Genomic DNA, 21,812 nt, shown 5'->3' on the forward strand with positions numbered 1-21,812 from the left:
CCCCTCCAGCCTCCAGCCTCCAGCCTCCAGCCTCCAGCCTCCAGCCTCCAGCCTCCGATAGCATGGCCCAATGGACGTTGAGGTTGCCGTCATCGGCGGCGGCGTCGTCGGGCTGGCAGTCGCCGCCGAACTCGCACGCAAGCGGCAGGTCGCCGTCATCGAGCGGCATGCCGGCTTCGGCTTCGAGACGTCGTCGCACAACAGCGGCGTCATCCATGCCGGCATCTACTATCCGACGGGCTCGCTCAAGCACACCCTCTGCCTCGAAGGCAACGCGCTGATCTACGAATGGTGCGCCGCGCATTCGGTGCGGGCGCACCGGCTCGGAAAGCTGATCATCGCCGTCGACGCCACCGAACTCGACGCGCTCGACGACGTCGCGCAGCGTGCGAGCGAGAACGGCGTGCCGGAGATGCGCGTCGTGCGCGATGAGGCGGAGCTGCGCGAGATCGAGCCCCACGTGCGATGCGTCGCCGGGCTGTTTTCGGGCAGCACGGGCGTCGTCGACCAGTCCGCGCTCATGGCGTCGTACGCGCGGGAGGTCGAGCGGCGCGACGGTTGGATCGCGCTCAAGCACGAGGTGCTGTCGATCGCCCGCGCGAACGGTGGCTTCACGATCGCGATGCGCGGCCCGGACGGCGAGGAGACGTCGATCACGAGCGACGCGCTCGTGAACAGCGGCGGCCTCGGCGCGCCGGCGATCGCATCGATGCTCGGCTACCCGCTCGACGGCACGGACGCGACGCCGGTGATGCGGCAGACGGTGAACAAGGGCCGCTACTACGACATCGTGACGCCGGCGAAGGCGCGGCTGGCGCGGCACCTCGTCTACCCCGTGCCCGAGCACGCGAAGGGCGGCCTCGGCGTACACGTGACGATCGACGTCGACGGCGGCGTGCACCTCGGCCCCGACACGGAGTGGCTCGACGACGGCGCGCCGCTCGACTATCGCGCCGACGACGTACGCCGCGGCGAATTTCTCGCCGCCGCGCAACGCTATCTGCCGTTCCTCGAGGCAGACGACCTCGAGCCCGGACAGGTAGGCTACCGCCCGAAGCTGCAGGCAGCCGGCGGACCGCAGGCCGACTTCCTGATCTGGCGCGACGGCGGCTACGTACACCTGGGTGGCATCGAGTCGCCGGGCATGACGGCGGCGCCTGCGATCGCGCGGAAGGTGGCATCGCTCCTGTGACCGCGGACGAGGGGAGTGCAAACAGGCAGCCGAATGATGCATAATCGTCGCCATGCGTGAGAACTCACGGGTGGATTGGATAGCCGTCGCGCTGGAGTTCTGGCCCATACCCGCACTCTTGATCGTGCGCTCACTGGAGGTCGCGATCAGCGGAGGCGGCGTGGTGGGTACAACCATCTTCTACCTGAGCCTGCTTCCGGGCCTGGGCTGGTGGCGGGTCGCGGGATTGAGTCCAAAGCTCGTGGCGTACGCCGTCGTCCGGGCGGCGGTGATGGTGTTCCTGCCGACCCTCTTCCTTTGGGTTGCGATTCGCGATGCTCAATGCGACGACTGCTTGAGTGCATCCGATCCTGTGCGTGTGACTCTCTTGGTCGTCTGGATGGCTGCTGGGCTGGCGCCGATCGCTTCGGCGTACCTCATTGGATCGCGGCACAAGCGCCGCCCTCCAATCGCCACCGCGGCGCATGCAGGATAAGCGCACAGCAGTAGTAACCGGCGCCAGCAGCGGCATCGGCGCGGCGACGGCGGCGCGGCTCGCCGCTGCGGGCTTCGATGTCGTGATGGGCGCGCGGCGGATCGAGAAGCTGCGCGCCGCCGCCGAGCCCATCGGCGCCACGGCGATCGCGCTCGACGTACGCGACCGTAAGAGCGTCGAAGCGTTCGCGGCGCAGGTCGAGCGCTGCGACGTGCTCGTCAACAACGCCGGCGGCGCGCTCGGACTGGAGCCGATCGCGGAGGCCGACGACGACAACTGGCGCGGCATGTGGGAGACGAACGTGCTCGGCCTCATGTTCGTCACGCGCGCGCTGCTGCCGAAGCTTGAAGCATCAGGCAACGGCCACATCGTGAACATTGGCTCGATCGCCGGCTTCGAGACCTATCCCGGCGGCGCCGGCTATACCAGCGTCAAGCACGGCGTGCGCGCGATCACCCGCACGCTGCGCATCGAGCTGTTAGGCAAGCCGGTGCGCATCACCGAGATCGATCCGGGGCTCGTCGAGACGGAGTTCAGCATCGTCCGGCTCGGGAGCGAAGAGCGCGCGGCGAAGGTCTACGAGGGCATGACGCCGCTCACGGGCGAAGACATCGCCGACTGCATCGTGTGGGCGGTGACGCGGCCGCCGCACGTGAACATCGACGAGATGGTCGTGCGCCCGGTCGCGCAGGCGACGGCGCGTGACGTCGCGCGTGGCGTGGGGCCGTAATGAGTAGCGCCCTTTCGGACGGGGATCACTCCGCTTGCTCACGAATTAAACGCGGTGCTGACATGTCCGGTCGCTTAAGCCATTCCTGAAGCTTCCAGCCGGGCGACACTGCCATCAATCCGGAATTGATCTCGACGTTCCAGCCTTTTGGATGGTCCCCCTCATTGTCCTGGAGGACCGCGTACGAGGGCATGTGCGCAAAGTCGACTCCAAGCAGCCAAGGACCACGAATCGTGGGAAGCGGGATCTCGCTTCGCAACGCTGGCTTCGAGAAGGCATCATCCGAGAAATAGACGAATACGGGGGAACCGCTATGGCCCGACAAGGAAAGCGCCTCTACAAGAAACGCGTCCACGTCGTATCCGCGCTGATGCCGCACCGGCTCTATTGGCATCATTGATAAATGCCCAAAGCGGACGATGGGTGCGTTTCGCTGTTCACCGTCGTGTCCGATGAATCTGCTTAGCGCGAAAACGTTGTCTCCGGGGCCAAGCCCCAACATGTTCACGTGGAATGCGTTCACGCACGCGTCAACTGGAACAAGGTTTGTCGCATAGTCCTCGCTAGGTGGGTCAACTAGGCAGACTGCGAGGTCATCGTCGTCGGGGTGGTGCTCCCACTGACTCTCGACCGTCTCCAACACATCGCCACGGCCATCCCTCGTGTTGAACCGAATCACAAGTCCTTTGTGTTCTCGAATGTTGTGGCTATTGGTCACCACATAGGTGTGCTGACGTCGTTCGGCGGATGGTTTGGCCTGGTCACTTTCCCATGGGACGCCTAGAAGGAATCCGCACCCACCGACCCTCTCTCCCGCTTCAGCGGAAGCAATTGATGGGTAGACGTAGACAATCGAATCAAGCCAGCGGTCGTCGATTCGTGGCATGTGCCGTCACCGTTTCGTGCCAGATGCGATCCTGAACACCGGGTGGTCCGCCGCTTCCTTGCGCAGTTCCTCCGCCGAGGCGTCAGGCCCGACGCCGTTGAAGAACTTCTTCATCTCCGATTCCCACACCTTCAGGTACGCGCGCAGGATCGGCGCCTTCGCGCCGTCTTCGATCTCCTGCACGGTGATGCGCTCGCGCTTGCGCCCGAGGCGCAGTTCGCCCTCGCCGGACACGCGGATGTTGCGCACCCACTGCGTCGTGCCGCGCGGCGCGACGAGATAGCGCTGGCCTTCGAACTCCAGCGGGCTCACCGGCACACTGTGCATCGCTCCCGACGTGCGCCCTCGCACCGACAATGTGTGCGTGTTCTTCATCGTCATGCCCGTCGTCTTGCCGACGAGCATGATCAGCGGGTTCATGATGCGCTGCGTAAAGAAATCGGGCGGCTGGTACTTCGGCATGGCTGCACCTCTGTGCGGCTATTGTGCGCCCGCGCGTCCCGCCCGGCAACGGTTATCAGTGGCCGCTGCGCAGAGACCGAGTGGAACGAAGTGACGTGCGTAGACACGGCGATCCCGCTTCCCGCTTCTCGCCTCCCGCTTCCATAACGGCGACAGGAGCTGTCGCCGCTCCCACGTATACTTGCGTCGCTATGCCCCCTCCCAGGCTGATCACGGGCACCATCCCGCACCTCGAGGACGCGCTCGCGGAAGCGGTAACGTCGGCACGTGGTGACGATCCGCTCGCGCCGGTGACCGTGCTCGTCGGGCACGTACTGCTGCGGCCCTATCTGCGGCGCGCGCTCGCGCTCAGGAGCGTCGCGCAGATCAACGTCCGTTACCTGCGTCCGCACGAACTGGCGCAGCAGATGTCGCAGGCCGACTCGACGCTGCGAGCGCTTCCGCGCTTGACGCCGGCGGCCGAGCGGCTCCTCGTGCGAGACGTCGCCGCGACGGCGACCGGCTACTTCGCGAAGATCGCCGCGCGCGACGGATTCGTCGAGGCGCTGGGGCGCGTGTTTCGCGAGCTGGAACTGGGCGGCTTCTCTGGCCGCTTCGACGAAGCCGCCGGCATGGGCAGCGCCAAACTGCGCGAGCTCGGCGAACTCTACGCCGAGTACGAGCGCCGCCGCGAAGGCTTCGCGACCGTCGGCAAGCACTACGCGGCGGCGCTGCGGGCGCGGTTCGAGGGACCGCTGCTCGTGTACGGGCTCTGGGGATCGGGGACGCCTGCGCACCTGCAGGTGCGGCTGATCGAGCATGTCGCGTCGCAGGCCAGCGTCACGGTGTTCCTGCCCGCTTCGGGCACCGACGCCGACGACGCCCATGCGGCGTTTCGGGTACGGCTTGCCGAGCTAGGAGCAAGCGTCGAAACCGCACCGAGCGCGGCGCCGGCGGCCGACGCGAAATCGCTTCAGCCCGCCCAGCTTTCGTTGCTCGATGCTTCGTCGACGGCCACGGCTGCTCCTCGATCGTCGATCGATCGTGTGAGCGGGCGGCTGTTCGCGCGGCACAACGCCGATCGCATCGAGACCGGCGACATCACGCTGATCAACGCGCCGGATACCGTGCGCGAGGTGTGGGAGGCGGCACGCGCGTGTTTGCGATGGGCGCAGGCCGGCATGCGCTTCCACGAGATGGCCGTCGTCTACCGCAACCGCGATCCGTACCGCGCGCTGGTCGACGAGATCTTTGCCGAGGCGGGCATCGAAACGTACCTGCACGACGGCCGCCTCCTGTCGACGCACCCGCTGGGCCGCCGCGTGCTGGCGCTTCTCGAACTGGCGCGCGACGGCACGTTTTCGCGCGCGAAGGTGATGGAGTTTCTCACCGAGACCGAACTGCCCCGCGCCACCATCGCGCAGTACGACCGCGTGCGTCCCTCGGAATGGGAGACGTACACCCGCGACGCGGGCGTCGTCGAGGGCATCGACCAGTGGCGCGAGCGGCTGACGCGGCTCGCGAATGAAAAGCGCGAACTGTCGAAGGACGAGCGCTTCGGCTGGCAGGCCGATGTCGCGACGCGCGTCGAAACGTTGATCGGGTTCGCATCGGACTTCCACGCAGCACTATCAGCGCGCGCCGACGAAGCCACGTGGGCAGAGCACCTGGCGTTCCTGCGATCGCTCGTCGATGCGTACGCCGAGGGCACGGGATCGATCATCGCTGCACTCGATGAGCTAAGCATGCTTTCGGCGGTGCGCGCCACGGCCACGTTCGAGCAGTTCGCGCGCGCGGTGCGTGATGACCTGGAGGCGCGGGACACGACGAACGTGCTGAAGGAGCCCGTGCGCATGTTCGGGCGACAGGGCGTCGCCGTGATCGACGCGTCGTCGCTGCGCCACCTCCGTTTTCGCGCCGTGTACATGCTCGGCGTCGCGGAGCGCGCGTGGCCGCCGCCGCCGCGTCCCGACGCGCTGCTGCTCGAGCACGAGCGACGCGCGATCAACCTCGCGCCCGCCGGCGCCAGGCTGCCGATGCGCACCGAGCCAGACGATGCGGCGCTGACCTTCTGGACCGGCGTGCAGGCGGCGAAGGAGCACCTGGCAGCGTCGTTTGCCCGCGCGGATGCAGGACGCACCGGCAAGCATCTGCCCTCCTACTTCTACAGGGGCCTCGCGGAAGCGATCGAGGGGCGCCGGGTGGCGCTCGACGACCTGGACGCGCTGCCCAACGTGCGCCGCTTCGCCGCCGGACGGCTGGCGAACGACGAGATCGCGGCGTCGTTGTCCCGGGCCGAATACGACCGCGGGCTGATCAAGGCGTCGAACGAGGGCGCGATGCCCGGGGCCATTGAAGCCGTATCGTCGCTGACGCCGTCGTTCGATCGGGCGGTGTGCGCACGGCAGCAGCGCCGGAGCGGCGCCCTGTCCGCGTACGACGGCGTCATGATCTCGCGGGAGGCCGTGGAGGCGGCACGCCGCAACTCGGTCTTCCAGCGCGAGGGCGCGAGCGTCTCGGCGAGCCGCCTGGAGATGTACGCCGTGTGCCCGTATCGCTACTTCGTACACTACTCGCTCGGCATCGAACCGGTCGAGGAGCCCGAAGACATCGAGCGGATGGACCATCTGAAGCGCGGCTCACTGATCCACGAGATCCTGCAGAAGTTCATGCTCGCGATCCGCAACGATCCGCCGCGCGTCGAAGCGCGCGAGCGTCACCTGGAACTGCTGATGCGCGTCGCCCGCGAGGAGTGCGAGGAGCGCGTGCGGCGCGGCGTCACAGGGAGGCCGCTGATCTGGCGCATGGACCAGAAGGTCATCGAAGAGGACCTCGTGCGCTGGTACGACGCGGAACTGAAGGACGCAGCTTCGAGCGGCATGCCGCCGGGCGCGTTTGAAGCGCGCTTCGGCCCCGGTGGTCGGGGGTTCGGCGAAGAGGACGAGACGCTCTCGTCCGACGAACCGCTGTCGATCGCGATCGCCGGGCGCACGGTGCGCGTGCAGGGCCGCATCGACCGCATCGACTGGGCGACCGAAGGCCCGGGCTTTCGCGTCATCGACTACAAGACGGGCAAGAAGAACGCCAAAGAGAGCAATCGCTTCGCGGCGGGCACCATGCTGCAATTGCCGATTTACCTGCGCGCGGCGGCGCGCATGCTCGGTCGTCCGGAGACCGACGGCGATGCGCAGTACTTCTACGTCAGCAGCCGTGGCAATTTCAAGCGGCACATCATCTCCGGCGCCGAACTCACGGCGTCGCACGATCAGTTCGAGCGCGTCCTGCAGACGATCGCCAATGGCGTCGATGGCGGCTACTTCGCCCCGAATCCGGAAAGCGTCGACAAGCGGAGCAACTGCCTGTTCTGCGATTACAAGGATGTCTGCGACGCGCAGATCGCGCGCATCATGAAGCCTAAAGCAGACGACCCGCGCGCCGCCCCCTTCATTGCGCTTGAGGCGATCGAATGAGCACCGCATTTGTGCCCGCCGACCAGGCGATCCGCGACGAGATCGCCGAACGCGTCGACACGAACATGATCGTCGAGGCGGGCGCCGGGACCGGCAAGACGACGGTGCTCGTCGAACGCATCGTGCGGATCATCGCAACCGGCCACGCGGCGGTGCACGAACTCGCCGTGATCACCTTCACGGAGAAGGCGGCAGCGGAGCTTTCCGCGCGCGTGCGTCAGGGGTTCGAAGATGCGCTCGCGGACGTCGCAACGGCGCCCGTCGAGCGCACACGTCTCGAAGCGGCGATCCGTGGCCTCAACCACGCGCACATCGAGACGATCCACGCCTTCGCGTCGGGCCTGTTGCGCGAGCGGCCCGTCGAAGCCGACCTCGATCCCGGTTTCGAAGTGCTGGACACGCTCCCGGCGCAGTTGGAGTTCGACGCCGCGTGGAGCGATTGGCTGACGGCGCAAACGGGCGGCGACGATCCGCCGGAAGCACTCGTGAACGTGCTCAACCTGCAACTCGACTTCAAGCTCGTGCGAGATGCCGCTCAGCATCTGAACGAGCACCGCGATCTGTTGCCGCTGCGGCCGTATCCCAAGCGCCACGTTGATGCGATCGCCGTGCTCGACGCCGTCCGGTTGCAGATCGACGTACTGCGCGCGTCAAAGCAGCACTGCATCGACGTCGGTGACTACGGCTATCAGCAGATCGAGCGGCTCGAAGCGGACCTCCACGACCTCGATGGCTTCCGGGGCTATCCAGACGCGTTGCGCCGTGCGCTTGTCAGCCTCGACAGCGTCAACCCGAAGTCGGGCGCGCAGCCGAAATGGCGCACCAAGAGTGACCTGGCATCGGTTAAGGCGTGCTTTGGCGTCGTATCGAAGCTTCTCGAAGGCGCGAAGAGCGACATGCGAGAGGCGGCTGTCGCCGATCTTTTGGAGTGGCTGCAGGGCTTCGTGTTCTTCTACGACGAGCGCCGGCGGAAGGCGGGCAAGGCTGACTTCGACGATCTGCTCGTGTGGGCGCGCGATCTCGTGCGTGACAACGCCGAGGTGCGCGCGTACTTCCAGCAGAAGTACCGCTGCGTGCTGGTCGATGAGTTCCAGGACACGGACCCGCTGCAGGTAGAACTGATCGTCTTGCTCTGCGCCGAAGGCGCCGCGATCGACTGGCGCCGTGCGAAGCTCCGCGAAGGGAGCCTGTTCGTCGTCGGCGACCCCAAGCAGTCGATCTACCGCTTCCGCCGCGCCGACATCGCCATGTACGACGATGTGAAGCGCCACGTCTTCGGCGGCGCGCCTGTGCGCATCACGCAGAACTTCCGCTCGGTCGATGGCGTCATCGGCTGGGTCAACGACACCTTCGATGAGCTCTTCGAGGAGACCCCCGGCGTGCAGCCGCCGTACGTGCCGCTGTCGCATCACCCGGAGTACATCTCCGAGGATGCGATCACGCTGGTGGGAGGCACGGCGGCCGGCAGCAAGGCCAGTGACGTGCGCCTGGCTGAAGCGGAGGCGATCGCGTCGCTCGTGCGTGAGCGCGTCGCCGGCGGCGGCTGGCGCGTGCGCGAAGGCAAGGCGGCGCAACCGCAGCGTCCGGCGCGCTTCGGCGACATCGTGGTATTGATACCGAGCCGCACCGAACTCGTCATCTACGAGGAGGCCTTCGCGCGCGCGGGCGTGCCCTACCGCCACGAGGGCGGCCGCACGTTCTTCACGCGGCAAGAAGTGCGCGAACTCGTCGCCGTGCTGCGCGCGATCGACGACCCCGCGGACGGCGTCGCGACGGTGGCGGCGCTTCGTTCGGCGGCGTTCGGCTGCTCGGACGAAGACCTTTTGCTGCACAAGGTCAATGGCGGTCGCTTCGACTTCATCTCCATGGACGACAAGTGGTCCGGGCCCGTCGCCGAGTCGCTGCACACGCTGCGAAGGCTCGCGCGAAAACGCCACGCCTGGACCGACGCCAACGGTGTGAAGCGCTCGCCGCTGACGCTGTCCGAGCTGGTCCGCGCCGTGCTCGATGCAACGCGACTCGTCGAGTTCGCGATGCTCCAGCCGCAAGGAGAGCAGGTGGCGGCGAATCTCCTCAAGGTCATCGACCAGGCGCGCACGTACGCCGAAGCGAGCGGCGGCGGACTGCGCGGATTCGTCCGCTGGCTCAAGGAGAACGTCACGCGCACGACCGACGAGACGGACGCGCCGATCAGCGAAGAGACCGACGACGTCGTGCGGATCGTCACGGTACACGCGGCGAAGGGGCTCGAGTTCCCGATCGTCGTGTTCGCGAACATGGGCACGCGTCGCTATGACTACACGCGCGTGATCGCCGACCGTGGCGCCAGGGCGCTGCACATGCGCCTGGGCCGGAAGGACCTGCGATTTCAGACACCCGGCTTCGCGGAAGCAGAGGACGCCGAGAAGGGTCATGCCTCAGCCGAGGAACTGCGACTCCTCTACGTGGCGTCGACGCGTGCGAAGGACCGGCTCGTCGTGCCGTTCATCGATGCGGCCGACGCCAAGATCCCGAAGGTGCCCGAATGCCTCAACGATTGGCTGCGGAAGGAGAACGCCGGCTTCGCACCGTCGATCGACGCGGCGACGCTGCCGCGGCTCGTGGCCGCGCTGCCGGTGTGGCGACGCGAGCCGGCGGCTGTGCCCGACGGAGCGCCGGAGCGTGTCATCGCGGCACGCGCGCAGTGGTTGGCCGAGCACGACGCGCTCGTTGAGCGTGCGAAGCGTCCGCTCGTCGTGCGCACCGCTTCGGCGCTGAAACCGGAGTGGGAGCGCCCCCTGGCTGCGACCGACGACGTGCGCCGCGGCAACGCGACGGAGTTCGGCAGCGCCGTACACGCGCTGTTGGAGCGCATCGAACTCCGGAGCACCGACGAAATCGACGTATTGGCGCGCGCGATCGCGAGCGAATCCGGCATGCCGCAACGCGCAGACGAGATCGCCACGATCGCACGCCGCGCCCTCGCGAGCGCTGTCGTCGAGCGCGCACTGCGGTCGCGGCGGATGCTGTTGGAGGCGCCGTTTACGGTTGCGCTGCCGCGCGACGCCGCCACGCGCGCCGGTCTGCCGGAAGGACTCGCCGAAGGCCGCATCGACCTGCTCTTCGAGGAAGATAGCGCAGCAGTGATCGTCGACTTCAAGACCGACGCCGTAACCGAGAAGGACGTCGACGAGCGGGCGGCGCACTATCGCAACCAGGCCCTCGTCTACGCATGGGCGGTGCGCCAGGCAGCGATGCCCGTGCGTGAAGTCGTGTTCCTTTTCGCGCGCCCGGGCGTCGAGCGCGCATACCCTGTCGATGACGCCTTCCTCGCAGAGGCCGAGGCGCTTATGCGGCTCGAACCCGTACCAGAGGAAGCGCTCGCGTGATCCGAGTTATGTGCGCCGCGCGCGTCATCCTGAGCAAAGCGAAGGATCCCGGCTTGAAACGCACAGTCGTCGGCCCGATCGCGACGCCCGGCACTGCGAATCGCGTCATCCTGAGCAACGCGAAGGATCCCGACGTGAAACGCATAGATCGTTGACGCCGTCGCGGCGCAGGTCCGGCGTCCACGCTCGCCACATAGCCTCGCAGGCACTACCATCGCCCGGCAACGAGGAGGCGATCACATGGCGCGCGTGCGGTTGAACGAGACGCAGGACGTGGCGGAAGACCACCGCTGGATCTTCGAGCGCATGGAGCAGCGCGGGCCGATCCTCAATATCTTCCGCGCCCTCAGCCACAGCCCGGAGGCGCTCCTGCGCTTCATGCGGTTCGGCAGCTACTTCCTCGAGCAGGGCAAGCTCGACCCGAAGCTGCGCGAACTGGCAATCCTGCGCGTCGGCATGGCGTGCCGTGCCCCGTACGAGTTCTCGCAACACATCGCGTTCGGGCGCCGCGCCGGCCTGTCCGACGCGCAGATCCGCGGCGTCGGCGACGCGCACGGCGCCCTGTTCGACGCGCACGAGATGGCGGTGCTCGCGTTCGCCGGCGAGTTGACGGCGGACGCCCGCGTGTCGCAGGCGACGTTCGACGCCGTCGCGCAGTTCCTCAACGAAGAGGAGATCGTCGAGCTGACGATGGTGACCGGCTTCTACAACATGGTGTCGCGCACGCTCAACGCCCTGGAAGTTGACATAGACGCACCGGCGGCGCAGGACCTGCAGGCGATCGGCATCGACGTCTGACATTCGAGGGAGCGACGACCCGGCGGGGCACGGCGTATGTTGCACCGGCCTGCGGCCCCTGGCATCGGCCTGCCTTCCCACCACGTAATCGAAGGATCACTGCCACGAAACGTGGCCGTAACATCACGCCGATACTCTCCCCGCATCACGAGCTTCTAGCCAGGGGAGGGGCGTATGCCTGAAATCAACTCGGGGGACACCGCGTGGGTGCTATCTGCATCTGCACTTGTCCTGTTCATGACACCGGGACTCGCGTTCTTCTATGCCGGGTTCGTACGCAACAAAAACGTCCTCGGCACGCTGATGCAGAGCTTCATCGTGATGGGGCTCGTAGGCGTGTTGTGGGTCGTCGTCGGCTACTCGCTCACGTTCGGCCCCGATGTCGAGGGCTGGGGATTGATCGGCAACCTGGACCACTTCGGTCTGAAGGGCGTCGGCGCCGCCGGGGACTCGCAGGCGGGTCCGGGCATCCCGCACGAAGCGTTCATGATCTTCCAATGCATGTTCGCCATCATCACGCCGGCGCTGATCACCGGCGCATTCGCCGAGCGTGCGAAGTTCGGCCCCTTCCTCGTCTTCATGGCGGCATGGTCGTTGCTCGTGTACGCGCCCGTCGCGCACTGGGTGTTCGACGTGGAAGGCTGGCTGCTGGCTGACATGAAGACGCTCGACTTCGCGGGCGGCACCGCGATCCACGTCAATGCGGGCGCCGCTGCGCTTGCGGCCGCGCTGGTCTTCGGGCGGCGCAAGGGCTACAAGCAGGAGCCCATGGAGCCGCACGACATCACGATGATCCTGCTGGGCACCGGCATTCTCTGGTTCGGCTGGTTCGGCTTCAACGCCGGCAGCGCCGGAGCGGCGAACGCCGTCGCGGCGAATGCGTTCACCGTGACGAACACCGCCGCCGCCGCCGCCGCGCTCTCGTGGGTCGGCATGAGCTGGTGGATGTCCGGTAAGCCGAGCGTCGTCGGCGCCGCCGCCGGCGCCGTGGCGGGCCTCGTCGCTATCACGCCGGCCTCCGGCTACGTGCAGCCGATGGAATCGATCGCGATCGGCGGCATCGCGGGCGCCCTGTGCTTCCTCGCCGTCCAGTGGCGGACGCGGACGAACCTCGATGACTCGTTGGACGTGGTGGCGGTGCACGGCGTCGGCGGCCTGTGGGGCGCGCTGGCGACCGGTGTCTTCACGATCGCCGCTGCCAACACGCTCGGCGTCGACGGTCTGACGCAGGGTGGCGGCCTGGAGCAGATTGGCCGGCAAGCGGTCGGCGTGGCCGCCGTCGCGACGTACTCGTTCATCGTCACGTTCGGCATTCTCAAGCTCCTTGACCTCACCGTGGGCATACGTGTCAATGAGGAGGACGAGGTCGCGGGCCTCGACGTCTCGCAGCACGGCGAGCGAGCGTACGTCTTCGGGGGCAGCGGGCCGGTGCTCGGCATTCCCGAGGCGATCCCGGTGCACACGGACATGCCGATTCACCAGCCGTCCGGTGTGCCGCAAGCAACACCGGGCTCGACCCGATAGGCAGGAGGACTCTTTGAAAAAGGTCGAAGCGATCATCCGTCCGGAAAAACTGGACGACGTCAAGAACGCGCTCGCAGCGCGCGGCTACATCGGGCTGAACATCGTCGGCGTCACGGGGCGCGGGGCGCAGAAGGGCATCGTGCACGCGGGACGCGGCGCGCAGCCCTACTCTGTGGACATGCTGCCGAAGGTGAAACTCGAGACCGTCGTCGTCGATGAGTGCGTCGACGACTGCGTGAACGTCATCCAGCAGGCGGCGTGGACGGGGAACATCGGCGATGGCAAGATCTTCGTCACACCGGTGCTGGAAGCGATCCGCGTCCGCACCGGCGAGCGCGGAGATATCGCGGTAGAGCGCGGCGGCGACGTGCCGGTCGCGTAGTACGAAACGATCCAAAAGCAAAAGGGCCTCCGGGATACGGAGGCCCTTTTCATTCCAATGCCATCCTGTGCTGGCCGGTGAACTGCCGTCGGCTGATCTTCTCGAAAAACTCCTGGCCCTTAGGATTCTTACTAGCGAAGATCAAATGGTAGATCGGATTAGATTTGGTGTTCAGAATGCGTACATGGTCATCGACGTGGATGTAGTCGATCGTGCGGAGCCGATCTTTGTAGAACTCGAGTAGTGCGCCGAACGTGATCCGACGGCCTTCCGCACGGACATCGACGAACCGACGCCAGTCCCCGGATCCAAAGAATGCATCTAGCTGTGGCGCATAGCTCGGCTGGTCGATGAATCTCCGAAGGTAACCAGTCATGAACGTGATGATTAGATCGATCCTGCGGCCTCCAGTCATCCGCTTTATGGCATCAAAGGAGATCTGAAAGGCAGTGGGATCGATGACGGCAAGGCCAAGCGTGCTTGTTCGATTGCGTGGAGTGAACAGCTTGTCACCGGCGAGCACCGCGGCGTTGTTGCAGTCCATCGTGGTGATCGTAGTGCGCCCTCTCGGAGAGTCATCTATCCTCGCGCCGAGCGCGGCGGTAACCGCCGGGTCTGCATCATTCAGAAATAAGTTGGTGAAGGCATACTTGGCCTTCGCCGCTCTCAAAGGCGATCCTTCGAATTCCTGAGTCGTTCCTCGAACACGGGACCGACCCGGGCCGGTGAAGAGGTCGATATAAACGCGCCGCGGCCATTTCGACTTCATTCCGGTGGTGAAGATTTGGATGTACCGCTCTATGTAATAGAGCTTCTCCTCAGCCCACTCTCCATCATCCCGCACGGGGAGTCCATCATCCCCAACACTAAGATCCTGTGAGTCAACCGGTTGGACCTCATCGTCGTCCTTCATTGCGTGGCGCTTGTGGGCATCTCATCCCACTTGCGGCCGTCTAGGATGCGGCCATTTGCCTTCTTGGCACGGCGCACCCCGCTCTCGTCGTGCGCGCCCCATTGCTTGAAGAAGAACGCAACGCCTTGGTCCTGGCACTGGTCACGCACACCTCGTGCCCAATCAGCACGCATGGGTCGTGCACCATGACCGGACTCACCGCCGACGATCACCCAATCTATACCCCGTAGGTCGAGCTTCAGCGGACCGAGCAACGGCTCACATGACAGGAATCGGACGTGAGCGTCGGTCGAGCGCAACGCGTCAATGCGCGTTGTAAAGCGCTGATTCTCCACACTCGAACCCATCCAGACGTTCGGTTGCCAAGGCAACGTTGAAGATAATGCGGCAGCACGCTCTGGTCGCTTCGTGAGCACCTGGAAGATGTGCCACGATGCTTCGGCCATTACATCGAAAACCTCTTTGATGAACTCATCCGGCACGCGTTCATGAAAGAGGTCGCTCATGGAATTCACGAAGATCATCTTCGGACGCTTCCACTCGAGAGGAAGCGAGAGACGTTCCTCCCAGATCCTTAGATCAAAGCCCTGCTCGTACGGGTGATTCGGAACTCCGCGGAACCGTTCGGCGAACGTCTCCGCGTAACAATGAGCACAGCCGGGCGAAACCTTCGTGCACCCGGTAACTGGATTCCAGGTTGCGTCCGTCCACTCGATCGAGGACAAGGTAGACATCCTCTTCTCCTGCCGCCGAGTATGATATCATCCTAGAACAAACGTTCGTCAAGGCCTCACACGACGTCACGAGCTCAAGGTCATCGCTCACCGCCCGACCGCGTCATAGTCAATGCGCCCCACGCGTTGATCTTGTTCCCTCGATAGGCGGCGAGCAACAACCATCGCCATCCGGTCCGCGTCGTTCCCGCTTCCAGCCTCCAACCTCCAGATCCCGCTACTCTGCCACCATGCCGGCATCTGACCTCATCGGCACGTGGGCGCTCCTTTCGACCGAATGGAAGCGCGCCGATGGCAAGCACGCGAATCCCTTCGGCGAGGGCGCGACGGGCATCCTCATCTACGACGCGTCCGGCCACATGTCGGCGCAGATCATGCGCGCCGGCCGGCCCGCACCGGGGGCCGCGGATCGCGCGGGAATCGACACGGCGATGGCGTCGGCGGTTGCCGGCTATGTCGCCTACTTCGGTGCGTTCACGATCGACGATGCAGAAGCGACCGTCACGCATCGGCTGATCGGCGCGGCGCACCCCGCATGGGTTGGCCTGGAATTCGTGCGCCGGTTCGAGATCGCAGGCGACGTCCTGACGCTGCGCGATGACCTGATCACCGCCGACGGTGTCGCGGTCGCCGCGGCGACCTCCTGGCAGCGGATCTCGTGATTACAAAGACGCACGGATCGCACTCGACGCCGCGTCCGGCGCCTTCGGCGAAAGCCCGCCCGTGCCGATGATCAATGAGCGCCCACGTGGCATTGCCACATGTGAAGGGCCTCCCTAAGATGCCATAGCACACGAACTACTCATGCGATAGACGAGGAGCGGCCGCCCGAATGCAAATCTCCGTCGAATCCGGGGACATTCAGAGTGTCGAAGCCGAATGTATCGTCGTGAACCTCTTCGAAGGCGTCACGGCTCCGGCCGGCGCCACCGGCGCGGTCAACGATGCGCTCTCGGGCGCCATCAGCGAACTGATCGCCGCCGGCGACGTGCGCGGCAAGCAGGGCGAGATGACGCTGTTGCACAGCTTCGGCAAACTGCCCGCAAAACGCGTGCTGATCGCCGGCCTCGGCAAGACCGGCGACTTCAACATCGACAAAGTGCGCGAGTTGAGCGCGAACGTCGCGCGCTTTCTGCGCGGCAAGCGCATCACCCGGTTCGCCACGATCGCGCACGGCGCGGGCATCGGCGGATTGGACGCCGAGTCGTGTACGCAGGCCCTCGCCGAAGGCGCGGTGCTGGGACTCTACCGGTTCGACCGTCACAAGAAGACCGACGACGATGCCATCGAGGTCGCGGCGATCACCCTCGTCGAGCACGACGCCACCCGCGTCGATGCGATGCACCGCGCGGCGGAGCGCGGCACGATCATGGCGGAAGCCGCCAACTTCGCGCGCGACCTGTCAAACGAGCCCTCGAACGTGCTGACACCGACGGAGTTCGCCGCGCGCACGGAGAAGATGGCAGCCGAGCACCAACTCGGGTTCACGGTCTTCGACCGCGCCAAGGCCGAAGAGATGGGAATGGGCGCGTTTCTCGGCGTCGCGAAGGGCAGCGCGCAACCGCCGAAGTTCATAATGCTCACGTACCGTGGCGGCGGCGAAGGCGCGACGCTCGGCCTGATCGGCAAGGGCATTACCTTCGACACGGGCGGCATCTCCATCAAGCCCGCCGCTGGCATGGAAGAGATGAAGGGCGATATGTCCGGCGGCGCCGCGGTCGTCGCGGCTATGATCGCGATTGCGCGGCTCAAGCCGAAGATCAACGTCACCGCGCTCGTGCCGGCGACCGAGAACATGCCCGGCGGCAACGCCACGAAGCCCGGCGATCTGCTTCGCGCCATGAACGGCAAGACGATCGAAGTGATCAACACGGACGCCGAAGGCCGCCTGATCCTCGCCGACGCCCTCAGCTACGCCGTCCAGCTCGACTTATCACCGGTCGTCGATGTCGCGACGCTCACGGGTGCGATCTCCGTCGCGCTCGGCGACGTCGCATTCGGCGTCTTCGCCAACAACGATGCGCTCGTGGAGCGTGTGAAGGCCGCAGCGACAGTCTCCGGCGAGCGCTGCTGGCAACTGCCGATGTTTCCGGAATACAAGGATCTGAACAAGAGCATGGTCGCCGATGTGAAGAACACCGGCGGTCGCAATGCCGGATCGATCGCCGCGGCGTTTTTCCTCAAGGAGTTCGTCGATGAGCGGCCCTGGGCCCACCTCGACATCGCCGGCGTGGACTTCTTCGACAAGGAGAAAGGGACGATCGTGAAGGGCGCGAGCGGCATTCCGGTGCGGACCTTGGTGAACCTCGCGCTGGACCTGGCAGAGCGCCCCTTCGCGTAATGACGCGCGTTAGCGTAAGAACGAGGGACGGATTGTTGACGGTCCGTCCCTCATCCACGCGTTTCCCAGTCGCGTTTGCACCGATCAGATCGTGTCGCCGGACGCGTAGCTCGTCGTATCCTCGCCGCGGCCGCGGGCACCGCCGGTGTCGCCCTGCATGTTGCGCCCGCGGTTACCGACGCGTTCGCCCTGCGTGGGTGACACGCCGTGGAGCATCAGTTCGGCCGTCGTCGTGCGATCGGCGACCGGCAGCGACACGACGATCACGCCGTTGTTGTACGTCACGTTCGCGCGCTCGCCATCGACGTTCGTCGGCAACTCGATCTCGCGGTGGTACGGCCCCGCCGTCCACTCATCGAGGATGATCTCGTTCTGGCCCTTCATCGCGCCGCGCAAGTCAGCATGCAGCGTCACCACTGGGCCGTCCGACACGTACACAACGATGTTCTGCGGCTCCAACCCTGGCATCGGCGCCGAGATCGTGACGCGCTCAGCGCTGCGATACACGTTCGCCGGGATCTCCTGGGTGTCCGTGTTCTGTTCGGATTGCTTGTCCTGCAACATTCACCTCCCTGGCACTGCTGCGCCGTCTCAACCAACGCTAGCTCCAGTGCAGGTACGCCGAAGCAACGGGCGCCGTGCGCGTAATGTCAAAGCACTCACAGCTCTCGCCCAACGCGCGAGCCCTGCCCGCACCGGCGGATTGTTACGACATTGCGATCCCCGTGTATGTGAAAAGCTTCTCGATTTGCGCTTTTGAAATGCGAGATGCGCTTAACTTGACGCGCCTGTGGCGGGCCGGGTTGGGGGGACAACGGAATGACACGGGTACTGATCGTCGATTACGACCAAACCATCGTCCGCATGCTCCGGCTCACCCTGCACACCAGCGGCTTCGACGTCGAGACCGCCCACGATGCCGAAACGGCCTTCGCCGCGCTGGACCGCGAGCCGCCCGACGCGATCATCCTCGACCTGGCCGTGGGAGAGATTCCCGCGGAGCGCTTCGTCCGCGAGATCCGTCGCCATGGCTGCGTCGCGCCCATCATCGTCACGTCGGCTGCCGTGAGCGGCGACCGGAGGCGGCTGGGTGCGGACGCGTTCATTCCCAAGCCGTTTCGACCGGATGCCGTGATCGAAGCCGTCGCCGCGCTGACACACTATGCGATGGATGGCGCCGCCGGCGGCTGATTCTGCCGTACACCTCGAGCGAGCAAGAACCGGGCGCACAAAGTACGCATCGCGGCGCCCGTTGACCGTGGCGCGTCGACTGTAGCGCGGGCTTTCAGCCCGCGATATCGACTCAGACACTGCCCGCGTTCTACGCCAATCGAGCGCGGGCTTTCAGCCCGCGACATCGACTCAGACACTGCCCGCGTTCTACGCCAATCGAGCGCGGGCTTTCAGCCCGCGCGGAAAACGGAAAACCGCTGTCGCCCTGCGTCGCCAGCCGCAGTAGAATCTCGCCATGCGTTTCCCGATGCTCATCGATCCGACCTGGCGGCCACTGCTCATGCTCTTCGGCGCCACGCCAGCACGCTTCTTTGTCGATGTCGTCGAGGCGACCTGCGATTCCGCTACGGCCCCTTCGACGAAACGGTGCCGCGTGACGAGATCCTGGGCGTCGAGCCGTGTACGCCGCGCTGGTACCACGGCATCGGCGGGCGCTGGACGCCGGGCACGCGCTGCTCCTGGGGTCGCACCAGGGCGTCCTGTCATTTCGACAAGGGTCCAACGGATCCCGTAGACGCGTTCTCCGGCGTCTACGGCACCTGCTAGTAGGTGACATCGACGCCAACATAATCTACTCCTTCACCGCATCGAGCGCGCTCTGCTGGATCTCGTTCGGGATCGATGACAGCCCGAAGATCAGCGCCAGCCACGCGACGAGCAGCGGCCACCGCGCGAAACGGTCGATTGCCAACAGCAGCCACGCGAACATGCGTACTTGTAGCGGGCGAGCATCGCTTGTGAAAACGATACCATGCGGCACAAGGCCGAGCCTCCGCTAAAGCAGGACGGCTAGGGCGCCCATGTCCGCACTCCCCTCAAACGTACTTCTCGTGGAGGACGGCGAGCCCTTCATGCGGCTCATGGCGTGGGCGCTTCGCGAGGACGCTTCGAAGTCCACGCAACCTCGATCGAAAACTGAGGTCGGGCGTCTCCGGCCCTCCGCCATCGTCTTCAACATGCGCGACTCGAAGAGTCAGAGGCGTGACTGCATCGCTGATCTGCGCAACATCAAGCCGGACGTCTGCATCGTCGATATCTACGAGGGCGATGAGCCAAGACCCGGCGCCGATGGCTATCTCGTATCGCCCGTGATCGCCGCAGACCTCAAGGCAATGATCGAGCAGCTTTGCAACCACCTGGTCCGCGAATAGCGCCGGATGCCTCGTTCCGAGTCGGAAGCGAAGCGGCTGACGCCTACCAGCTATTCGACGGTGAAGTCGGTGTACATCCCACGATCGTAGTGGACAAAGGTCTCGCCACTATGCTCCTCCACAATGTTGCAGATTAGGGCGTAGTGGCCGGCGTCCAGGTTGACGCTCAGCGTCTCGGAAGCCCCCTCCGCGATCTCCTCCACCTCGTCGATCACCTCGATGCCGTCTCCCTCCTCGTCCACGGACCCATCGTCCGCCGTCGGAAGATTCGCTGCGTCAAGATCCGTCCGGATTACGACGAATTCATGCGCGTGTTCCGGGCCGGTGTTTTCGATGTTGAAGGTCACGTCGCCCGCAGGTGAAGACGCATCGGCAATGACGGAGAAGTCGACGAGTTCTACGCTGACTTCAGCCCCTTCCGAGCCGCCGGCGGACGGACTCGCGCTGACGGACGTGGGGCTTGTGATGCCGAGTGGTGTCGTATCCACGTCGTTGTTGTTGTCATCATCATCGCCGCAGCCGGCCAGGGTTCCAACCAGGACGAGCACAACAAGTGTCGCAAGTAATCGCATGGAGCCTCCTCGTCAGGCAATCGCACCGGTGAGGGCGATGGCTACGATCAGTCTACGCCCGCGACGACCGCGCATGAGCGTGGCGTCAGGCAAGCAGGTTGCGATCGTCTCGCAAAGTGCCGCTCAACCACCGGCATCTCCGCCTCGCGCTTCCCGCGTCCCGTTTCCAACCTCGTCACCCGCCCAGCATCCGCTGCTCATCAAGCCAGCGCCGGAACTCGCTTTCCGGATCTTCGACGCCCAGCTCGTCCGCCGCGCGCCTTCTCGAGTGAATGCCCGATGCGACGAGCGCGCGTTCGTCCGCGACGAGCCTGCTGCGGTCCAGCGGCAGCACGCTGCCCCAGATGATCCGCGAGCGATACGGCGCGTACGCCGGCCGCGGCTCGATGTGCTGCTCCAGGATGCGCAGGACCATCTCGTTCCGCCGCTTGAACGCCGATGCGCGGATCAGCCGCTTGCGCTGCACATTCTTCAGCAGCGGGTCCAGTTCGACGTTCAGCGCCACGCCCGAAAGCCCCGAACGATTGTCGCCGAACGCCGTCCGCGGCGCCTCCCCCAGGTCGTGCAGCGCGCGATAAATGATCTCGACGTAGTCCGCGTGCAGCTTGACGCCACCGCCTTGCAGCAAGTCCAGCAAATACGCCCGCGCCCGCTCCGGGATCTCCCACACCGCGCCCGGCATCACGGCGATGTCCGTGCTTTCGGTGACGTTCTCCAGCACGGCGATCGGGTTGCCGCTCAGCTCCAGGATCATCGAGAGTTGCGTCAACGCCCGGTTCAGTTCGCGAAGCGGCTCCTTGATCGCCGGCAGGTCCGATACGCCCCAGAACTGCTTCGGCTCGCGCAGGTTCGGATAGATGACGAACGGGATGAAGCCATACGGGTTCTCGCGCCGCTCGATGCGCGCGCCGCCGGCCCACAGCTCGAATTCGCCATCCGTCCACACCTCGACGATCTCGATCGCCGGTTGCGCCGCTCCGGCGCGCGTCCGGGCGCCCTTCGGCGGCGCGATGCCGTACATGCTGTGCGCCGCCTCCGCATCGAGCATATAGCGGCTCGCGACGCGCCACACGCGGGCCACGTCGTCGCCGCACCACCACGCGAAGAGTCCCTGCACGTCCGGCGCCGTGATCCGCACGCGACGCGCAGCGGCGTCCCACGTCACCTTGTACGCGCCATCCCCCAGGATCGACGCGTCGACTTCGTTGTCGAAGTCGAGTTGGTCGAGCTGGTTCTCCTCGTACACGCGCGCCAGCGTCCGTTCGGTTTCGCGTGCGCGCGCGGCGGCCTCCGGCGTGTCGTCGACCGGGTCGACGCCGAAGTTCAGCCCGCTGAGCACGTACGATGCCGTCTTGTCGACGATCGCCTTCGCGTAATTGAAGACCAGGCGCCGGTTCTGCCGCCGCAATGACGCCGGCCACTGGTCGCCGCCGTAAAACGCCAGGTGCTCCGCATAGCGCCGGATCCGCTGCGCGTCAAGCGTCCGCGTGATCGGATGGGACTCGTTCATATCAGTCATGCTCCTCTCGTCGTCTGGAAGTTCGAACCGTCATCCTGAGCGAACGCGAAGGATCTCGTCTCGCACTGCACCGCGCGCCGCTT

21 protein-coding genes are annotated in these 21,812 nt (G+C 65.6%); 12 read left to right on the top strand and 9 right to left on the bottom strand.

Annotated features, from left to right (window positions below; genetic code table 11):
- Positions 1-70 precede the first annotated feature (70 nt).
- The 3 genes from WEB52_15960 to WEB52_15970 are packed head-to-tail and all read left to right on the top strand — an operon-like array spanning position 71 to position 2,397.
- Positions 71-1,192, top strand: a complete 1,122-nt coding sequence (locus WEB52_15960; GenBank protein ID MEX2227928.1) for an NAD(P)/FAD-dependent oxidoreductase — start codon at positions 71-73, stop codon at positions 1,190-1,192.
- A 52-nt stretch (positions 1,193-1,244) separates the two neighbouring features.
- On the top strand, positions 1,245-1,667 hold the full coding sequence (locus WEB52_15965) for a hypothetical protein (GenBank protein ID MEX2227929.1): 423 nt from the start codon (positions 1,245-1,247) through the stop codon (positions 1,665-1,667).
- Positions 1,657-2,397: an SDR family NAD(P)-dependent oxidoreductase gene (locus WEB52_15970; protein ID MEX2227930.1), complete on the top strand. Its 741-nt coding sequence runs from the start codon at positions 1,657-1,659 to the stop codon at positions 2,395-2,397. The genes WEB52_15965 and WEB52_15970 overlap by 11 nt, the downstream gene beginning before the upstream one ends.
- 25 nt (positions 2,398-2,422) lie before the next feature.
- Here the strand turns inward: WEB52_15970 and WEB52_15975 are convergent, their stop codons facing one another.
- Positions 2,423-3,283 (bottom strand): hypothetical protein, encoded by an 861-nt coding sequence (locus tag WEB52_15975; protein ID MEX2227931.1) that lies wholly within the window; start codon positions 3,281-3,283, stop codon positions 2,423-2,425.
- Between the two features lie 6 nt (positions 3,284-3,289).
- Entirely contained in the window at positions 3,290-3,745 is a 456-nt protein-coding gene (locus WEB52_15980) for a nitroreductase/quinone reductase family protein (protein MEX2227932.1), read from the bottom strand.
- Between the two features lie 191 nt (positions 3,746-3,936).
- Between WEB52_15980 and WEB52_15985 the strand changes: the two genes are divergently transcribed.
- From WEB52_15985 to WEB52_16005, 5 genes are all read left to right on the top strand, one after another.
- On the top strand, positions 3,937-7,194 hold the full coding sequence (locus tag WEB52_15985) for a PD-(D/E)XK nuclease family protein (GenBank protein ID MEX2227933.1): 3,258 nt from the start codon (positions 3,937-3,939) through the stop codon (positions 7,192-7,194).
- A complete protein-coding gene (locus tag WEB52_15990; protein MEX2227934.1) occupies positions 7,191-10,562 on the top strand; it encodes a UvrD-helicase domain-containing protein in 3,372 nt (1,123 codons plus the stop codon). The genes WEB52_15985 and WEB52_15990 overlap by 4 nt, the downstream gene beginning before the upstream one ends.
- 240 nt (positions 10,563-10,802) lie before the next feature.
- Positions 10,803-11,360, top strand: coding sequence for a carboxymuconolactone decarboxylase family protein (locus WEB52_15995; protein MEX2227935.1), 558 nt, complete (start codon positions 10,803-10,805; stop codon positions 11,358-11,360).
- A gap of 183 nt (positions 11,361-11,543) precedes the next feature.
- The gene (locus WEB52_16000; GenBank protein MEX2227936.1) at positions 11,544-12,884 is read left to right on the top strand and encodes an ammonium transporter; all 1,341 of its coding nucleotides are present in this window, start codon (positions 11,544-11,546) and stop codon (positions 12,882-12,884) included.
- Between the two features lie 13 nt (positions 12,885-12,897).
- A complete protein-coding gene (locus tag WEB52_16005; GenBank protein ID MEX2227937.1) occupies positions 12,898-13,266 on the top strand; it encodes a P-II family nitrogen regulator in 369 nt (122 codons plus the stop codon).
- A 49-nt stretch (positions 13,267-13,315) separates the two neighbouring features.
- Here the strand turns inward: WEB52_16005 and tcmP are convergent, their stop codons facing one another.
- Positions 13,316-14,179, bottom strand: coding sequence for a three-Cys-motif partner protein TcmP (gene tcmP / locus WEB52_16010; GenBank protein ID MEX2227938.1), 864 nt, complete (start codon positions 14,177-14,179; stop codon positions 13,316-13,318).
- Positions 14,176-14,913, bottom strand: a complete 738-nt coding sequence (locus tag WEB52_16015) for a phage Gp37/Gp68 family protein (protein MEX2227939.1) — start codon at positions 14,911-14,913, stop codon at positions 14,176-14,178. The genes tcmP and WEB52_16015 overlap by 4 nt, the downstream gene beginning before the upstream one ends.
- Before the next feature lie 230 nt (positions 14,914-15,143).
- On the opposite strand from WEB52_16015, the gene WEB52_16020 reads away from it, so the two are divergent.
- Both WEB52_16020 and WEB52_16025 read left to right on the top strand, forming a co-directional pair.
- The gene (locus WEB52_16020) at positions 15,144-15,575 is read left to right on the top strand and encodes a lipocalin-like domain-containing protein (GenBank protein MEX2227940.1); all 432 of its coding nucleotides are present in this window, start codon (positions 15,144-15,146) and stop codon (positions 15,573-15,575) included.
- A gap of 170 nt (positions 15,576-15,745) precedes the next feature.
- On the top strand, positions 15,746-17,254 hold the full coding sequence (locus WEB52_16025) for a leucyl aminopeptidase (GenBank protein MEX2227941.1): 1,509 nt from the start codon (positions 15,746-15,748) through the stop codon (positions 17,252-17,254).
- An 84-nt stretch (positions 17,255-17,338) separates the two neighbouring features.
- Here WEB52_16025 and WEB52_16030 read toward each other — a convergent pair whose 3' ends face one another.
- Positions 17,339-17,815 (bottom strand): Hsp20/alpha crystallin family protein, encoded by a 477-nt coding sequence (locus tag WEB52_16030; GenBank protein MEX2227942.1) that lies wholly within the window; start codon positions 17,813-17,815, stop codon positions 17,339-17,341.
- Positions 17,816-18,073: 258 nt separating this feature from the next.
- Here WEB52_16030 and WEB52_16035 point away from each other — a divergent pair, with 258 nt between their 5' ends.
- Positions 18,074-18,445, top strand: coding sequence for a response regulator (locus tag WEB52_16035; protein ID MEX2227943.1), 372 nt, complete (start codon positions 18,074-18,076; stop codon positions 18,443-18,445).
- Between the two features lie 386 nt (positions 18,446-18,831).
- Here WEB52_16035 and WEB52_16040 read toward each other — a convergent pair whose 3' ends face one another.
- Entirely contained in the window at positions 18,832-18,957 is a 126-nt protein-coding gene (locus WEB52_16040; GenBank protein MEX2227944.1) for a hypothetical protein, read from the bottom strand.
- A 101-nt stretch (positions 18,958-19,058) separates the two neighbouring features.
- Entirely contained in the window at positions 19,059-19,196 is a 138-nt protein-coding gene (locus WEB52_16045) for a hypothetical protein (protein MEX2227945.1), read from the bottom strand.
- A 91-nt stretch (positions 19,197-19,287) separates the two neighbouring features.
- On the opposite strand from WEB52_16045, the gene WEB52_16050 reads away from it, so the two are divergent.
- Positions 19,288-19,638 (top strand): hypothetical protein, encoded by a 351-nt coding sequence (locus tag WEB52_16050; protein MEX2227946.1) that lies wholly within the window; start codon positions 19,288-19,290, stop codon positions 19,636-19,638.
- A gap of 50 nt (positions 19,639-19,688) precedes the next feature.
- On the opposite strand, the gene WEB52_16055 is transcribed toward WEB52_16050, so the two are convergent.
- Positions 19,689-20,210, bottom strand: a complete 522-nt coding sequence (locus WEB52_16055) for a hypothetical protein (protein ID MEX2227947.1) — start codon at positions 20,208-20,210, stop codon at positions 19,689-19,691.
- A gap of 175 nt (positions 20,211-20,385) precedes the next feature.
- On the bottom strand, positions 20,386-21,720 hold the full coding sequence (locus WEB52_16060) for a phage portal protein (protein ID MEX2227948.1): 1,335 nt from the start codon (positions 21,718-21,720) through the stop codon (positions 20,386-20,388).
- Positions 21,721-21,812 lie beyond the last annotated feature (92 nt).

It is taken from the genome of Dehalococcoidia bacterium (assembly GCA_040902535.1).
Taxonomy (GTDB): Bacteria; Chloroflexota; Dehalococcoidia; order DSTF01; family JACRBR01; genus JBBDXD01.

Bases quoted from the DNA above. Each gene is read 5' to 3' on its own strand.
- WEB52_15960 (MEX2227928.1), top strand. From the start codon at position 71: ATGGACGTTGAGGTTGCCGTCATCGGCGGCGGCGTCGTCGGGCTGGCA.
- WEB52_15965 (MEX2227929.1), top strand. From the start codon at position 1,245: ATGCGTGAGAACTCACGGGTGGATTGGATAGCCGTCGCGCTGGAGTTC.
- WEB52_15970 (MEX2227930.1), top strand. From the start codon at position 1,657: ATGCAGGATAAGCGCACAGCAGTAGTAACCGGCGCCAGCAGCGGCATC.
- WEB52_15975 (MEX2227931.1), bottom strand. From the start codon at position 3,283: ATGCCACGAATCGACGACCGCTGGCTTGATTCGATTGTCTACGTCTAC.
- WEB52_15980 (MEX2227932.1), bottom strand. From the start codon at position 3,745: ATGCCGAAGTACCAGCCGCCCGATTTCTTTACGCAGCGCATCATGAAC.
- WEB52_15985 (MEX2227933.1), top strand. From the start codon at position 3,937: ATGCCCCCTCCCAGGCTGATCACGGGCACCATCCCGCACCTCGAGGAC.
- WEB52_15990 (MEX2227934.1), top strand. From the start codon at position 7,191: ATGAGCACCGCATTTGTGCCCGCCGACCAGGCGATCCGCGACGAGATC.
- WEB52_15995 (MEX2227935.1), top strand. From the start codon at position 10,803: ATGGCGCGCGTGCGGTTGAACGAGACGCAGGACGTGGCGGAAGACCAC.
- tcmP (MEX2227938.1), bottom strand. From the start codon at position 14,179: ATGAAGGACGACGATGAGGTCCAACCGGTTGACTCACAGGATCTTAGT.
- WEB52_16015 (MEX2227939.1), bottom strand. From the start codon at position 14,913: ATGTCTACCTTGTCCTCGATCGAGTGGACGGACGCAACCTGGAATCCA.
- WEB52_16020 (MEX2227940.1), top strand. From the start codon at position 15,144: ATGCCGGCATCTGACCTCATCGGCACGTGGGCGCTCCTTTCGACCGAA.
- WEB52_16025 (MEX2227941.1), top strand. From the start codon at position 15,746: ATGCAAATCTCCGTCGAATCCGGGGACATTCAGAGTGTCGAAGCCGAA.
- WEB52_16035 (MEX2227943.1), top strand. From the start codon at position 18,074: ATGACACGGGTACTGATCGTCGATTACGACCAAACCATCGTCCGCATG.
- WEB52_16045 (MEX2227945.1), bottom strand. From the start codon at position 19,196: ATGTTCGCGTGGCTGCTGTTGGCAATCGACCGTTTCGCGCGGTGGCCG.
- WEB52_16050 (MEX2227946.1), top strand. From the start codon at position 19,288: ATGTCCGCACTCCCCTCAAACGTACTTCTCGTGGAGGACGGCGAGCCC.
- WEB52_16055 (MEX2227947.1), bottom strand. From the start codon at position 20,210: ATGCGATTACTTGCGACACTTGTTGTGCTCGTCCTGGTTGGAACCCTG.
- WEB52_16060 (MEX2227948.1), bottom strand. From the start codon at position 21,720: ATGAACGAGTCCCATCCGATCACGCGGACGCTTGACGCGCAGCGGATC.